Raw genomic sequence first — 15,239 nt, 5'->3', positions numbered from 1 at the left:
TTCCTGTTTTAGGCCTGTTTTCCGGAAAACGTGCCTAAAATAGGATCAGCGCCTGGTTAGGCTTTAAGCGGGTTCTGCTACTATTACTTTTTCAGGTTAGTCTCAAAGAGTTTGAGAATCCGTTTGTACTCATCGGTCCAGCTAGTGGGCTCTATAAAGCCGTGGTCTTCTACCGGATACACCGCCAATTCCCAATTTTCTTTCTTGAGTTCAATCAGGCGCTGTGACAGGCGCACAATGTCCTGGAAATGCACGTTGGTATCTACCATTCCGTGGCACATAAGCAAGGCGCCTTTCAGGCCCTCTGCAAAATAAATGGGAGAGCTACGGGCATAGGCCAGGCTGTCTGCCTGCGGTTCATTGAGAATATTGGAGGTGTAACCGTGGTTGTAATGGGACCAGTCTGTGACAGAGCGCAAGGCAGCCCCGGCCGCGAAAACGTCTGGCTGGGTAAACATGGCCATGAGCGTGATGAACCCGCCGTAAGAGCCGCCATAGATACCAATGCGTTTAGGATCTACCCCGTGCTTTTCTACCAGCATTTTGGCACCGTCTACGTGGTCACTCAGATCTTTCCCGCCCATGTGCCGGTAAATGCCGGTACGCCAGTCACGCCCGTAGCCCGCACTGCCGCGGTAGTCAATATCCAGGACCGTGTACCCTTTGTCTACCAAAAGATTATGGAACATGTACTCCCTGAAATAGGTGCTCCACCACTTGTGGGCGTTCTGTAGATACCCGGCGCCATGTACAAAGATGACCGCCGGACCAGAAGCGGTGGCAGTAGCCGGTTTGTAGAGGCGGGCATGTACCTCGGCACCGTCAGAGGCTTTGTAAGTAATTACCTCCGGCTCGCGCCACGGGTAAGCGTTAAACTCTGCGGTAGTAGATTTCGTCACCTGCACGGGCTTGGCGCCTGGCTTATTATCCATCAGGTACAGTTCCCAGGGCTTGTTGGAGTAGGAGTACCTGATGGCCAGCTTCTTTTCATCCGGGGACATGGTTACCTCATGGGCTCCGGTCATTCTGGTGATCTGCTCCATCTTTCCGCCTGCCAGCGGCATCCGGTAAAAATGCTGCTCGCCGGGGTGCATTTGGTTGGTAGTGAGGTACCAGGTTTTCTTGTCCTTTGATAGTTGCACCCCCTGCACTTCAAATTTGCCGGAGGTCAAGGCCGTCTTTTGCCCGGTAGAAGCGCTTACTGTGTAGAGTTGGGCGTACCCGCTTTCCTCAGACACAAACCACACCTTCTCGTTATCTGGCATCCAGCCAATTAACCCTGGTCCGAAGCCATTGACCCACGCCTCATCATGCAGGTGATCCAGAACCCGCACGTTACCTTTGGCCGGATCAAAATTCATGATCCAGCGGTCTTTGTTGTCTTGTGATTTAGCCACCAACACGGCTCTCTTGCCATCTGCGGAAAAGTACGGCCCAAAGGCCATTACCTTCCTGGCCTCTGAGGCCAATGCGGCCGAACCTTGCGTGGCAGGAATTGTTTTATTGCCTGCACCCAAAGACTTGAAGGAAACAAGGTAAGTGGTATCTGCTTTACTATCATACACCCCCATTTCATAGGTTGGCTGGGTGGCTCCTACTTTGGTTCTGGTGGGAATTTCTTCGGTATAGCCAGAGGCGGTCACATAATTAGGGACCTGCGCCATCTTACTTGCTGCCGGCCTGGTGACCAGTCTATAGGTGATGTAGCGCTCATCTGGGCTGAGGACGATATTGTCCACAAACTTGTCTTCTATGTAAATCTCTTTGGGCCTGGACTTGGCCCATTCTTTTTGGGCCAGGCGCTGCTGCCTACGGTCCTCTTCGCGCTTCTGGATAATCTGCAGCAATTCTAGTTGCTGGTCGCGCAGGAACCGTTCCTGTTTATCCTTCACCTGGTCTGGGTCTGTGGGTTTGCGGCCTTTCCTGAAATCGGTTAACTGCCGGGTCTGCCCGTTGTCAATGTTCCAGGCATAGAGATTGTTATCTTTCAGGTAAGTGATATCCCGTCCACTTGAGGTAAACGCCGGTGCTGACTCCCGCTCCACCGTTTTAGTGATTTGCCATATCTGGCCGGTTTTCCCATCCAGCAAGAAAATATCCCCCTCCCGCTCGTACACTCTTTTTGTGCGTTGCAGATTATAGGTTCCACCAGGCGCTGGCCCCTTGCGTCTGTATGCCTCCCCTACTTTCTTAATGTTGGTGCCATTGGCCTGCACGGTATATAGGGAATCACGTTTTGCTTTCTCAGGGTTCCACTGAAAGTACACCTGCTTGCTGTCATCTGACCAATACACATTGCTGGGGGAGGTGCCTATCCACTGAGCTGGATCCTGCATGATTTTCTCCACCGTGAGTTCGGGCTTGGTCTGAGCCGATACGTTGAACTGGGAAATTACAAAGACAACTAGTGTGCCTATAAGAGAAGGGGTTAACCTCATTACTCGTTGTTAATTTGAAGTGGGTGTACAGAACTAAAAGGCAGGTATTAAACCAAAACTAAAACCTAAGGTAACCTATATTTCTTTTTGGGGCAACCAAGCTACGTGTCCATATATCCTCGTTTGTCTCTATACTGATAGCTTAAAAACAAAAAAGCCCCAGATACATCTGGGGCTTTTTTTAATTGGTCAATAATTACTATTGGTTTATGTTGATTCCAATCCGGTCATATTTTGGACTTGGGGTCAAGACTTCGTTCCCTCTTAACTCAAGTACTAAGCGAACAGAGGTTGGAGCACCTGCTGCTGGAGCACCTGGGTTCAGGATAGGAATCTCTACTAAGCCAAAGCTAGAGTAAGCAGGGATAGTTACTTTACCTGAAAGGGTTCCGTAATGGGTGCCAGCAATAGCAGTTGTTTCATCTGCAACTACTACATAAGAAATAGTTTGTGCTTCACTTCTATGGGCACCTACCAAATTCACGCGCAGTCTGAAAACACCATTAGTAGCTCCCCAGGTTCTGGTGATCACGGTATCAGCAGCAAAGCTGGTTGTAGCAGAAGTTAAAACGCTTCTTCCGTACTGTGGTCTACGCGATAACAAGGGATAATCTTTGGTAACGCCTGCTACAGTTGAGTTAGCATTGTAAGTGGCAGCATCAAATTCAACCATACTCTTTTCCCAGAGAATATCATCATTCTCAATACAAGAGTTTAGGAAAATGACTGCAAAAGCAAATAAATATATTAGTTTCTTCATCTTAAATATCAATTAATAGCCACTGTTTTGTTTCAGATTTGGGTTACCCAAAACTTCACTATTCGGAATTGCAGGAAGAATAACATCTTCAGTAAAGGCAACCGTTGTACCTAAAGCTGGTTTTGCTATATCTAATCCTAAGCGCTTCAGATCAAAGAATCTGTGGCCTTCAAATGCAAATTCTAAACGGCGTTGCAATAAAATCTCATTCTTCAGGGCCTGATCAACTGCCACGCTTGCTGCCAATCCTCTGTTAGTTCTGATTGTGTTCACATCAGCTAGCGCGTTAACATCTCCCCCAGTTGTATTCGCATAAGCTTCAGCTCTATTCAAATACATCTCAGAGATACGAAGTACGGGAACGTTGTCTAGGTTGATGGTTCCGTTTTTGCCAATGAACTTTGTGGTTTCCACCCATGGGTTACCTCTACCAGTTGTGCCCACCTCAAAAAGAAGGTTACGCACATCTGATGAACGAGCCGTGATGGCAGCAGTGGCAGTACCGTTTCCGGTAACTGTAACTCCTAAGTCAGTTAACAAAGTTGGGGTTGGTACTAAATCACCAAAACCACCTGTCTGCGCGGTATTACCTCTGGTTACCAATGTGGTGAAAGACGTCTGCAAAGATTCATTCACACCAATATTCTCAGCAGTTGTCTGAAAGGCAACATGGAAAATAGTTTCTGGGTGTGTAGCAGCCGTCCAACCAGCTAGATAGTTGGCAGAAGTTGTTAACGTATTGCCTCTGGCAGTAATTACCGCATTAGACATTTCAATTACTTTAGGGTAGTCTTTTTTATACAAAGCTACTCTAGAGTATAAAGCCTGAGCTGCCAATTTTGACGCCCTGCCTACATTTGTAATGTTGCCAAGTTTAGCTACAGCCTCATCTAAGTCCGCGTAGATAGCGGCATACGTTTCATCTAAACTAGCTCTTGTCGGTAAAAATGCTACTGCCTCAGGACCAGATTTGAATGTTTGCAAAACAACCGGAACACCCCCGAAATTTTTCTGAGTAACAACTGCTCCAGGTATATAAGCATATGATCTTACCAGGTCAAAGTGGTAAAGGGCTCTTAAGAACTTAAGTTCTCCAACGTAAGCATCTTTGGCGGCCTGGGTAACGGCTACATCCTGTAGGGCTGGTACCGCTTCTAAAACTAAATTGATGCGTTGGATAGCGTTATAGGAGGTTGCCCAATGGGTAAAATGAGATCCTCTTGTATTCTGTGCCTCATTTACTAAACGGCCTGACTTGTTGGTTGCCCGTCCATTATCAGAAAGTGCGTCTGCCAATGTTATCAATCTATTACCATACAAGGCAGTAGATTTCAAAGGAGTATAGGCGGCTGTAATGGCTGCATCAATAGCAGATTTTGACGTAAGGGCCGTTGAGCCATCAATAGACGTCTCTGGCTCTATTTCCAGCAAATCATCGCAGGAAAAGGTTGAGAACGTTATTCCAGCAGCTAATGCCACTGTACTTATTCTATATAAAAAACTATTTCTCATTTTTAAGTTGATTAAAATCCTAGTTGAACACCAAATGTAACGTTCTTAGACTGCGGGATGATACCAAGGGCAGTTCCATAAAACTCTGGATCATATCCTGGGAAATCTGAGTAGGTATAAAGGTTAGTACCTTGAACATAAACTCTGGCGCTGGTAAGGAACCGGCTTCTAGTTAGAAGAGCATTTGACAGGTTGTATCCTACCTGAACAGTTTTCAATCTGATGTAATCTGTTTTAAGGTAATTGCGGGTTGACCCAATTACGTGGTTGTTACCTTGAGACTCAGCACCGCCATGGTAAGGTCTTGGAACAGAAGTAATTTGACCAGGAGTAGTCCATCTTTCGTTGTATACTTCTGTCAAACCATTCAACGCACGGTTACCATTTTCTAACAGGAAGTTATGCTGTGAGTCAAGTTGTCTTCTTCCATATTGATACTGGAATAAGAAGTTCAAATCAAAGCCTTTATAAGTAAAGGCGTTGTCTAAACCACCTGTATGCTTCGGACGGGTAGACCCAATGATTCTACCATCATTGGCAGCAGAAACTACATATGTAGGGTTTCCATTTCCATCATACCACATTGGTCTTCCTGTAGCAGGGTTAACACCAGCATACTCATATGACCAAATTACTCCAATATCTTCCCCTACAATAAGTGAGTTATCTGGTAAACGGTTCAGGTCATTATACAGACGGGTAATTTCATTGTGGATGTAGGTATAGTTGAAGTTAGTTCTCCACTGGAATCCACCAAAATCAAGGTTTACAGTGTTTAACTCAATTTCTAAACCTTTTTGCTCCAATGCACCTACGTTATTCCAAACAGAGCTAAAGCCGGTTGATGATTGAAGTGGTTGCTGGAATAGCAGGTCATCGTTTTTCTCAATGAAACCTCCCAATGTACCTGAAACTCTATTTCCGAAGAAGGCAAAGTCAATACCCATATCAAGCATGGTACGCACTTCCCACTTCAAGTCTGTGTTAGCTAAGCCAGCTGGAGCAATAGCAGGAGCACCGGTATAAACGCCAGCTCCGGCATAAAGTGAACGAGAGGTAAAGTCACCAATACCATCACGACCATTTTGTCCCCAGCTTGCTCTTAACTTCAGGGTATTTAACCAATCAGTTCCTTTCAGGAAATTCTCATCAGAGATATTCCAGGCAGCCGCAACCCCAGGGAAGAAGCCATATTGCGTAGACTTACCAAAGCGGGAAGAACCGTTATAAGATAATATACCTCTCAACGTGTACTTTCCGTTGAATACGTAGTTAATGGATCCAAATCCACCAGCTCTCTTATATCCTGTAAAGCCTTCACCAATAGAAACTGGAGTACTTGCTGTACCCAAGGTTCTGAATTCCGGAGTTGCAAATCCTTGAGCGTTAGCAGAGAAAGATCTTCTTTGATCTGTTCTGTACTCAAATCCAACCTGGGCCTCTACTTTGTGCAGATCAGCGAATGTTCTACCAAAGTTTAACAACTGCACAGTCTGGATGTTAGTATTCCAGTCACTTGCCTTAAATCCGCTACCGCTGTTGGCATAACCATCATTGGTTCTTGGGTCATAGTAAAAGTCTGCGTTGATGTTGCTATAATCTAAGCTGTAGCTAGATCTGAAAGACAAACCTGGCAAGATTTTATAAGTAGCTGCAAATGAACCAATAACAGAGTTAGTCTGCTGGTTACCAGTTGAATACTCATTAACTGCTACAATATTCTGGTTTAGAACACCACCAAATACCTGGCCACTGCCTGGTAAGCCAAAATAAGTTCCGTTTTCGTTTCTAACCTTGTTCTGAGGAAGAATCAAACTCGCAGAGAAAGCTGGGTTACCTAAAGATGAACCAGAAGTTGAGAAAGGAGCTGCTTGGTCAACGTTACTTAAGTTGATAGTAGTTTCAAAGCTAAGCTTGTCTGAAGCTGCATGGTTCAGGTTCAATCTCATGCTGGCTCTCTTGAAATCAGCAGACGTAAGGATAGCGCTTTGCTCTTGGTAAGCTCCTGAAAGGTAGAAGGTAGTTTTGTCATTACCTCCTCTGGCAGATAATTCATAATTATTCACCACGCCTCTTCTAAACGCTTCATCTTGCCAGTTATAAGTAGGCAAAGCAGCAATTTGCGCGTCAGTGATAGTAGATGGAAGCCCCATCTCTGAGATCACGTTTGCTCTGGCCACTGCAGGAGAATTTGCATTTCTATAGGCTTCGGTTCTTAACGCAAAATATTGCTGAGTATTAAGCACATCAAACTTGCTTAATTCTTTAGCAAAGCCAGTATAGTAGTTAGCTGTAAAGTTGGTTCTTCCAGCCTTACCTTTTTTTGTAGTGATAATCACTACCCCGTTTGCCGCCTGAGAACCATAAACTGCAGCAGTTGCCGCATCTTTGATTACTTCAATTGACTCAATATCATTTGTATTGATGGCAGACAATGGGTTAGAAGAGGTATAAGCAACCCGAGCAGTAGCCGTGTTTATCTGAACCCCATCCACAATGTAAAGAGGCGAAGTGTTAGCATTAACTGAACCTATACCCCGGATCTGCACATTGATAGCTCCCCCAGGGATACCATTACTTGATTGAACCACAACCCCTGCGGCTCTACCTTGCAATGCTTTATCCAATGAAGGAATAGGCTGATTTTGGATAGAAGCTCCGCTAACCTGTGCAATTGCACCAGTTACCTCGCGCTTTTCCTGAACACCGTAACCAGTCACTACAATCTCAGAGATCTGACGGGCATCTGTGACCATGCGTACATTCACGGTTGATTGGCTACCAATAGCCACTTCCTGATTGGTGTAGCCTATAAAGGAGAACACCAAAGTTCCGCCCGCGCTGGGGACGTTGATCGAATAGGCACCGTTTACATCCGTTGGAGCGGCTGTACTGCTACCTTTGAGTAGAACTGTCACACCAGGCATTCCCTCTCCTGTTGCGGTGTCAGTCACTCGTCCTGTTACAGTCCGGTTTTGAGCCCACGCCTGGGTGAGAAGCGTAAGCATCAAAGCGAAGCTGAATAGTAAAGCTTTCTTCATGTGGTTTTTGTGGTTTGTTTGTAGAGATAATTTTTCTTGATAACCAAAATTACTCAACAACAGGACATTAACAAACTTATAAATTAGAAAGACTTAAATATTTCAGCCAAAAAAAATTTAGATACGTATAAGGCAGGCGTCGCGCGCCTTTGCACCAATCTTCATGTAGTAACTACAGGCGATTTTAAAGTTTAATAAACATTCAAACCGCGGTTCATTAACAGCAGTTGGGTATTTATAAAGTTCTTCTCTACATCTTGCCAAAGGTAAAGGCCAGCTACAACCGAAGGATCAGCCACTTGTAAAATTGCTTGTAAATAAAAAAGCCACCCATTAAGGGTGGCTTTTTTATTTACAAGCAATTTTATCTGCTATGGTTGGAAAATGGAAACGTAAAACGTGTCATAGTTTGGAGATGCTTTCACCTCACCGGCATCAAGGAGTTTAAAGCCTACCCGTTTGGTTGTTCCAGCGGCGCTTCCCCCAACAATTGGTTTAAGGAGAATATAGCCAAAGGAAGAGTTAGCAGGAATAACAACTTTATTGCCCGTATTAGCAGCATCTAAAGTAAAATCTGTTCCCTGCACAGCAGTGCTACCAGCTATAACCTCAAAAGTCACTTCTGTAGGAGTACTTCTGTGAGGCCCTACCAACTGCACCAAAACGCTATCTACCGTACGTGCGGCAGTGGTGGTAGTGGTGGTACCAGAAGTTGTGCTATACTGTTTGGCCGCAATTACTCTGGAAGAGTCAGTCTGTGCAGTGGAAGTCACAACACCCCTTGCTCTAAGCGTAGAAGCAAGAATCCCCAGAGTCTGGTTTTTAAACTCCACATAGGTAGATCCTTGGTACTTCAGTGCTTCTTCATTCTCCTCTGGAAGGCAGCTTGCCAACAGAAAAGTGCCTGCCAATAATAAGAAGGCGTAGTTTAATATCTTTTTCATCATTATTTCTATTGAATTAATACCCTGGGTTTTGAGGAAGTTTAGGATTAAGGGTTACCTCTGCTGTTGGAATGGCAGCCAAGAGTCTATAATCTGTACTAGGAATAGTACCTACTGCCGTTAATGCCGGCTTGGAAATTCCTTCTCCCCAACGCTTCAAGTCAAACCATCTGTGGCCTTCGTAGAATAATTCACGTCTTCTCTCATCCTTGATGTATTGGAACAGTTCAGCTTTTGTTGCCGGTATTACCGCAGCTGAGTTTCTGCTGGTTTTCAAAGTGTTAAGTAAAACTATTGCTTCTGCCAGTTTATCTTGCATTACCTGAGCCTCTGCCTGCATTAAGAGCACATCTGCATATCTGATAATTTTGATATTATCAGTGTAGGCGCCATTAGCTGCATTGTACTTTCTTGCCCAAGTATATTGAACTGTACCAGAAGTAGTAGAACCACTTCTATAGAAGAAACTCTTTCTTACATCTGTTACTGTTGCCTGGTTAGAAAGAGTAGCATCTAATCCAAACAAAGCCAATAACTCTACAGACGGAAGCTGCCCACCGTAGGTCGCTACGTTCGCGCTTCCAGATAAAGGAGCGTTTATTCCGTTTGGCGTAGTGTAAGAATATGGAGAGTCATTTACCCCAAGCACACCCGCCATCTCAGTTGATTGAACAAATTGTAGTTCAAACAATGATTCTGGATTAGGAACTGTGTTAAAGGCGGATACGATATTTGAAGAAAGCGTAGCGTTTGTGTTGCTTAATGCCAGTTTAAACTGAGCTTCAGCATCAGCATACTTTTCCCAATACAGGTATACCTTACCTAATAGAGCATAAGCCGCACCTTTATTCATCTTGTATCTGGCGGCAGTACTTGCTGCAGCGTCTAATACTGGAATAGCAGCTTTTAAGTCAGTCTCAATTTGGGTATACACCTCTGTAACGGTAGCACGCTCTTGTAAGCTGGCCTCCTGCGGAGTAGCGGTAGGCACTAATCTTAGAACTACGCTTTTATTAAAGCCAGCACCTTGGCCTGAGGTAGGGATTTTATTTGGCTCATACCCATAAATACGGGCTAGATCAAAATAAACCATTGCTCTCAACGCCAAAGCCTGAGCTTTTATCTGGGCCTTTGTAGTTTCTTCACTAGAGGCAACCGTCAGCTTGTCAATATTAGCGATGATGGTATTCAGATCATTAATGGTACCATACGCTGTTCCATAAATATTATAGTGCGAACCTCTGGTGTTACGGTTCGCACCCGTGTAGCGACCAGAAGCCTGTGAGGTTTCAGTGTAGATGTTATCAGCTAATGCATCACCTAGCAAAGCCATATCCCTGCCCCAGTAGTTAAAGGACTGGATTCTGTCATAGGCAGAGGTTAGCACGGCTTTATAACTCCCAATAGTGGACAAGGCAGTTCCAGCAGCTAAAGAAGTCTTTGGTTCTACCACCACTAAATCTTCACATGCTTGCAGAGAAAGTCCCGCAAATATGGAAAGTGCTATTATTTTCTTCTTCATGATAAAGTCTTAATTAAAAATCCAATGTAATACCACCCGTGATAGTTCTTGGGTTTGGATATGCATTCAGGTTGTTTCCAGCATTTTCTGGATCATCCCCTCTGTAATTAGTGAATGTGGCCAGGTTAAGCGCCTGAACAAAAACACTTGCGCCACGCACTTTCACATTCTCTGTTAAGCTGGTAGGCAATTTGTAGTTCAAAGAAACTTGCTTTAAACGTACATAAGAGGCAGTTTCCACAAATCTTGAAGACAAGTTAGTGTGGTCATATCCACCTGGCTCTGAACCACCTTCATAAGGACGGGGAACGCTTGTTACCTGACCAGGAGTAGTCCATCTCTGTAACTGTGATCTAACCTGGTTATCTGTTCCAGATCCAGCCCACTCAAGAACTTGACCTGCTTGTAGATAAGACTCGTTGCCATATTGGTACTGGAACAACATATCCAAGGTCAAACCTTTGAAAGAGAAGTTATTTGAGAAACCACCATAGAAAGCAGGGTTTTGATCTCCAACTACTCTTAAATCAGCAGTTTTAGGGGAATAAGTGATGTTCCCGTTTTTGTCATACCACATTGGTCTTCCGTCTGCAGGGTTTACTCCGGCCCACTGGTAGGTGTAAATCAGGTTTAGTGCTCTACCTACCTCATATTGGTTATTGTTCAAGATAGTTCTTCCTTCATTCAATGCAAGAAGCTCTGTTCTCTGCATACTGATGTTGAAGCTAGTACCCCATCTAAAGCCACCTTTATCAATGTTGACGGTGTTTAGTTGAAGCTCAATACCTTCAGATTGTGCTGAACCTGCGTTCTCAAGAATGGTACCGAACCCTGAATCTGTAGGTAACTGTCTGCCCAAAATCAGGTCGGTATTCTTTTTACGGAACACATCAACGGCACCAGAGAGTCTGTTACGGAACATAGAGAAGTCAAGGCCTAAGTTGATTTGAGCAGACTGTTCCCATTTCAAGTTAGGGTTCTCTAATTGAGTTGGTCTCAAGCCTGGGTCATTGGCATATTGCCCTCCACCACCAAACAGACCAAGCGCGCCAAAGTCAGAGGTAGGCTGCACACCAACCACACCATAACTAGCTCTCAATTTCAAATCGTTCAAGAAGGTCACATTTTGCATGAACTCTTCACCAGTAACTCTCCATCCTCCTGACAAACCATAGAACAAGCCATATTTGTTATCAGAACCAAATCTTGAAGACCCATCATAGCGCAAAGTAACGCTGGCCAAGTATTTTGTTTTGTAGTCATACTTAAAGTTTCCAAAGAAACCAGCTTGCTTATAACCACCAAAAGAAGAAGAGGCAGTAGTTGGGGTAGCAGCGCTACCTACTAACTTAAGCAAGGGGCTCGCAAAACCTTGTCCGCCGGCGCTGATAGTGGTTTGATCTACACTTCTGTACTCAAAACCTACTAATGCACCCACATTGTGAACTTCAGCAATACGTTTGTTATAGTTCAAGGTAGCCTGGCCTGTCCAGTTAGTATTTCTTCTGTCAGTTTCCAAGGCACTTCCGCCCACACTTGCTCCTACTGGAATGTCACCTGGACGATAGTTGCGGTCTTTCACATCAGAGAAGTCAATACCGGCAAGTAATCTTGCGCGCAGACCAGGAATGATGTCATAATTGAAGGCCATGTTACTCACGGTCTGCACAATGTCACCTTGACGGTCTTCACGCACAATGTTTTGTACAATGTTCAAAGAAGTACCCACTAAAGAAGTGTTAAAAGTACCGTCTTCTTTATAGATAGGGTTGATAGGTGCCGTAAACAAACCACCAGTAAAGGCTCCATTAGAGAAGAAACCAGCGTTGGTAGATGGCCCTAGAGCTTGAGAAGCTGTTAAACCAATGGTAGACTCAATAGAGAACTTGTTATTAAGCTTATGATCTAAGTTGGCTCTAACCGTACCTCTTTTGAAGGATGAATTAAGCACAGTTCCTTCTGTATTGTTGAAAGACCCAGATACAAAGAATCTGGTTCTTTCATCTCCACCATTCAATTGCAGGCCATATTCCTGAACTTTTCCTTTTTGTTGGATTGCTTCCACCCAGTTATAAGAAGGGAACTGTCCGGCTGCAGGCACACCATTTGGATAATAAAGAGCACCAGCTCTAGCTACACCAGCAGCATAACCGCCAGCTGTTCCTGTTCTTTGGTACTGATTGCCCAGTGCTTCTGCCCGAAGACCAAACCACTCTTCAGCATTCAGGATTTCATAAGGGTTATAGGCTTCTGAAACACCAAATTGAGCAGACACCTTTACTTGGGTAGCACCTGCCTTACCACGCTTGGTAGTAACAATTACTACCCCGTTACCGGCTTGTGCACCATAAATAGAAGCTGCAGCAGCATCTTTTAAGATTTCAATAGACTCAATATCAGATGGGTTGATAGAGGAAAGAACGTTAGCAGATGTCTGTCCAGACAATCCACCGGGGCTCACCTGAACGCCGTCAATGATATAAAGTGGCTGAGTTGTACCATTAATAGTAGCTGTACCTCTAATGTTTACAGTGATACCACCACCTGGCTGACCACCATTAGAAACTACTTGCACACCTGCAGCGCGACCTTGCAATGCTTTATCAAACGTCTGCATAGGCAGGTTCTCAATTTCAGAACCTTTTACAGTAGCAATTGCACCTGTGATTTCACGTTTGTCCTGCACAGCACCGTAACCAGTTACTACCACCTCAGAAAGCTGACGGGCATCTGTGGCTAAGCGCACATTAACGGTTGACTGGCTACCGATAGCCACTTCCTGGTTAGTATAGCCAATAAAGGAAAATACCAGAGTTCCGCCCGCGCTGGGGACATTGATCGAATAGGCACCGTTTACATCCGTTGGAGCGGCAGTGGTGGTTCCTTTGAGCTGGACTGTCACCCCGGGCATTCCCTCGCCGGTTGATGCATCCGTCACTCGTCCTGTTACAGTCCGTGTCTGCGCCCACACTTGCGTAACAAGTGCCAGCATCAGAACGAAGCTGAAAAGTAAAGCTTTCTTCATGTGGTTTGGTTGTTTGTTTGTAGAAATGATTTTTCTTGATAACCAAATTTAGGCATTAGAAAGACATTAACAAATAATTAACAGAGAAAGCCTTTTTTATTTAATATCTATAATCCTAACTGCAGACTATATCCTACATGAAATACTGAGCTACCCATTCAGAGCCTTATCCAAATTTTTAAAATCACCATTCCGGTTTCGTTAATTGTGTTTTAACATGAACATTGCACTATACTAATGAAGCATAAAAAAAGCCTTCTCCTATAAAGAAAGCTATTTTTATGCATTTGCAGTGAATTCCTCACCAAAATGCTACTTTAATACATGTCCATTTATTTGACAGAATACTTTCTATTAATCAACCTATACGTTATTAATCAAAGAGTAAAAACTTAATAATTCTCTGTTAACTGCAGAATATTTATATTAAATAAACAGAAAGCTTTTCTTATAATCTTTGGTGGCTAAATATTCTATAGAAGAAATATTTATCTAATTACAAAAAAAGGGAGCAGTAATACTGCTCCCTTTTTTTGTAATTAATATCCTGGGTTTTGAATGATGTTTTTATTAGCATCTATTTCTGCTTGTGGGATAGGCAACTGGAATCTGAAGTTTCCGGCGTCAAGCAGCCTGGCATTTGCCGGGGCTGGCACACCTCCACAGTTGGCTGCATCCCCTTCAGTGGCAGACCGTACAATAGGCTGATTTAATCTTTTCAGATCAAAGAAGCGGTGTCCTTCAAAGGCAAGTTCTAATCTTCTTTCCTTTAAAATTGCGTCAAGCAAGGCTTGCCCTGTTTCAGCACCTGGAACAAAGGGCTCGTACCGTCTGCTTCTAATGGTATTCAAATCAGCCAGAGCTTCTACTTGTCTTGCTGCTCCTAAATTGTAAAGTGCTTCAGCCCTGTTTAAATAAACTTCAGACAGTCTAATAACCTTTACGTCTACCACGTTCAAGGCCCCAGTAGCTCTACCAACATGCTTCTTCACATACTTGGCTGTTAAGCCGCCATAAGTAGATTCACCTATATAAGTATTGGTTCTCACGTCTGTAGATTGGTATTGCTTTACCAGTTCACACGTAGGGCTATATTCGGCTCTAACGTTTCCGGTAACTGTTTGCTGATAACCTACACCTACCGTAACCGCTGGAGTGGCATCTGTATCCAGAATTCTCACTTTGAAAAGAACATCTTTCTCAGTAGCATCTGTCCAGATGAGAGGGAATTCTGCTCTGGTGGCTAAGGCATTGGCTGCCGGAACATTTGTGATAGCTGCAGTAGACTTATCTACTGACTTTTGCCATTCACCCATGTATAAATATACCCGGCCAAGCAAGCCCTGCACCGCTGCTTTATTCAAACGGCCTACTCCATTAGCAGCATTTATATCCGTCTCAGAAGCCAGGAAGTCAGCCTCCACTAAACTATAGGCCTGCTTTAAAGGAGTTCTGCCAGGCTGTTGCGCTGGATCTGTTGAGGTTACATACGGCACCCCTAAATCTGCATCTGACGCACCAATGTAACGTTTCGCATAAACTCGCAGCAAGTCAAAATGAGCAAGTGCCCTTAAAGCCAAGGCTTCAGCCCGAATGTTATTCTTTGCAGGCCCGTCAGTTAGGTTATTAATATTCTCCAGAATATAATTAGTCCTGAGAATGGTCGTATAGGCGTTATTCCAAATGTTCCAGGTACTATTAGACGTATAATTTAATTGGTAAGTCGTTTGTTGGGAAAGCCTCCCCTGTGAATTAATAATTAAATTGTCAGAAATAATGTCTGGGGTGATAATCATAGAACCCGCATCTTGCCCCCCGTAATAGGTAGCGCCCCTTAAGCCTGCGTAAGCACCTCTCAACGCATTCTCAAAGTCTGCCTGCGTTCTGAAGGACTGCCCCGTACTTAAGGAATTAAAAGGCTCCTGGTCTAACTCGCTATCGCAACTGGCAAAGGACAAAAGCCCTACCGCCAGCATGAATATATATTTTCTTCTCAT

The 15,239-nt window shown here is 44.2% G+C and carries 8 protein-coding genes; all 8 read right to left on the bottom strand.

Features of this window, described 5'->3' with window-relative positions; genetic code table 11:
* Window positions 1–83: 83 nt before the first annotated feature.
* The 8 genes from TH63_RS00715 to TH63_RS00680 all read right to left on the bottom strand — a co-directional run bounded on the left by TH63_RS00715 (window position 84) and on the right by TH63_RS00680 (window position 15,239).
* Window positions 84–2,438 carry a S9 family peptidase gene (locus tag TH63_RS00715; protein WP_048919232.1) on the bottom strand — a complete coding sequence of 785 codons (2,355 nt, stop codon included), beginning with the start codon at window positions 2,436–2,438 and terminating at the stop codon, window positions 84–86.
* A gap of 199 nt (window positions 2,439–2,637) precedes the next feature.
* A complete protein-coding gene (locus tag TH63_RS00710; protein ID WP_156180271.1) occupies window positions 2,638–3,198 on the bottom strand; it encodes a DUF4843 domain-containing protein in 561 nt (186 codons plus the stop codon).
* Between the two features lie 12 nt (window positions 3,199–3,210).
* On the bottom strand, window positions 3,211–4,710 hold the full coding sequence (locus TH63_RS00705) for a RagB/SusD family nutrient uptake outer membrane protein (RefSeq protein ID WP_048919230.1): 1,500 nt from the start codon (window positions 4,708–4,710) through the stop codon (window positions 3,211–3,213).
* A gap of 11 nt (window positions 4,711–4,721) precedes the next feature.
* Window positions 4,722–7,751, bottom strand: coding sequence for a SusC/RagA family TonB-linked outer membrane protein (locus TH63_RS00700; RefSeq protein ID WP_076606562.1), 3,030 nt, complete (start codon window positions 7,749–7,751; stop codon window positions 4,722–4,724).
* A gap of 371 nt (window positions 7,752–8,122) precedes the next feature.
* On the bottom strand, window positions 8,123–8,698 hold the full coding sequence (locus tag TH63_RS00695; protein ID WP_048919228.1) for a hypothetical protein: 576 nt from the start codon (window positions 8,696–8,698) through the stop codon (window positions 8,123–8,125).
* Window positions 8,699–8,711: 13 nt separating this feature from the next.
* Entirely contained in the window at window positions 8,712–10,217 is a 1,506-nt protein-coding gene (locus tag TH63_RS00690) for a RagB/SusD family nutrient uptake outer membrane protein (RefSeq protein ID WP_048919227.1), read from the bottom strand.
* A 13-nt stretch (window positions 10,218–10,230) separates the two neighbouring features.
* Window positions 10,231–13,242, bottom strand: coding sequence for a SusC/RagA family TonB-linked outer membrane protein (locus TH63_RS00685; RefSeq protein ID WP_048919226.1), 3,012 nt, complete (start codon window positions 13,240–13,242; stop codon window positions 10,231–10,233).
* A 539-nt stretch (window positions 13,243–13,781) separates the two neighbouring features.
* On the bottom strand, window positions 13,782–15,239 hold the full coding sequence (locus TH63_RS00680) for a RagB/SusD family nutrient uptake outer membrane protein (protein ID WP_048919225.1): 1,458 nt from the start codon (window positions 15,237–15,239) through the stop codon (window positions 13,782–13,784).

Origin of the sequence: Rufibacter radiotolerans, from assembly GCF_001078055.1 — a bacterium.
In the GTDB taxonomy this organism is placed as follows: domain Bacteria; phylum Bacteroidota; class Bacteroidia; order Cytophagales; family Hymenobacteraceae; genus Nibribacter; species Nibribacter radiotolerans.
Note: the sequence above shows the minus strand (reverse complement) of the source record. Positions and strands in the feature narration are given on the sequence as shown.

Bases quoted from the DNA above. Each gene is read 5' to 3' on its own strand.
- TH63_RS00700 (WP_076606562.1), bottom strand. From the start codon at position 7,751: ATGAAGAAAGCTTTACTATTCAGCTTCGCTTTGATGCTTACGCTTCTC.
- TH63_RS00715 (WP_048919232.1), bottom strand. From the start codon at position 2,438: ATGAGGTTAACCCCTTCTCTTATAGGCACACTAGTTGTCTTTGTAATT.
- TH63_RS00690 (WP_048919227.1), bottom strand. From the start codon at position 10,217: ATGAAGAAGAAAATAATAGCACTTTCCATATTTGCGGGACTTTCTCTG.
- TH63_RS00710 (WP_156180271.1), bottom strand. From the start codon at position 3,198: ATGAAGAAACTAATATATTTATTTGCTTTTGCAGTCATTTTCCTAAAC.
- TH63_RS00680 (WP_048919225.1), bottom strand. From the start codon at position 15,239: ATGAGAAGAAAATATATATTCATGCTGGCGGTAGGGCTTTTGTCCTTT.
- TH63_RS00695 (WP_048919228.1), bottom strand. From the start codon at position 8,698: ATGATGAAAAAGATATTAAACTACGCCTTCTTATTATTGGCAGGCACT.
- TH63_RS00685 (WP_048919226.1), bottom strand. From the start codon at position 13,242: ATGAAGAAAGCTTTACTTTTCAGCTTCGTTCTGATGCTGGCACTTGTT.
- TH63_RS00705 (WP_048919230.1), bottom strand. From the start codon at position 4,710: ATGAGAAATAGTTTTTTATATAGAATAAGTACAGTGGCATTAGCTGCT.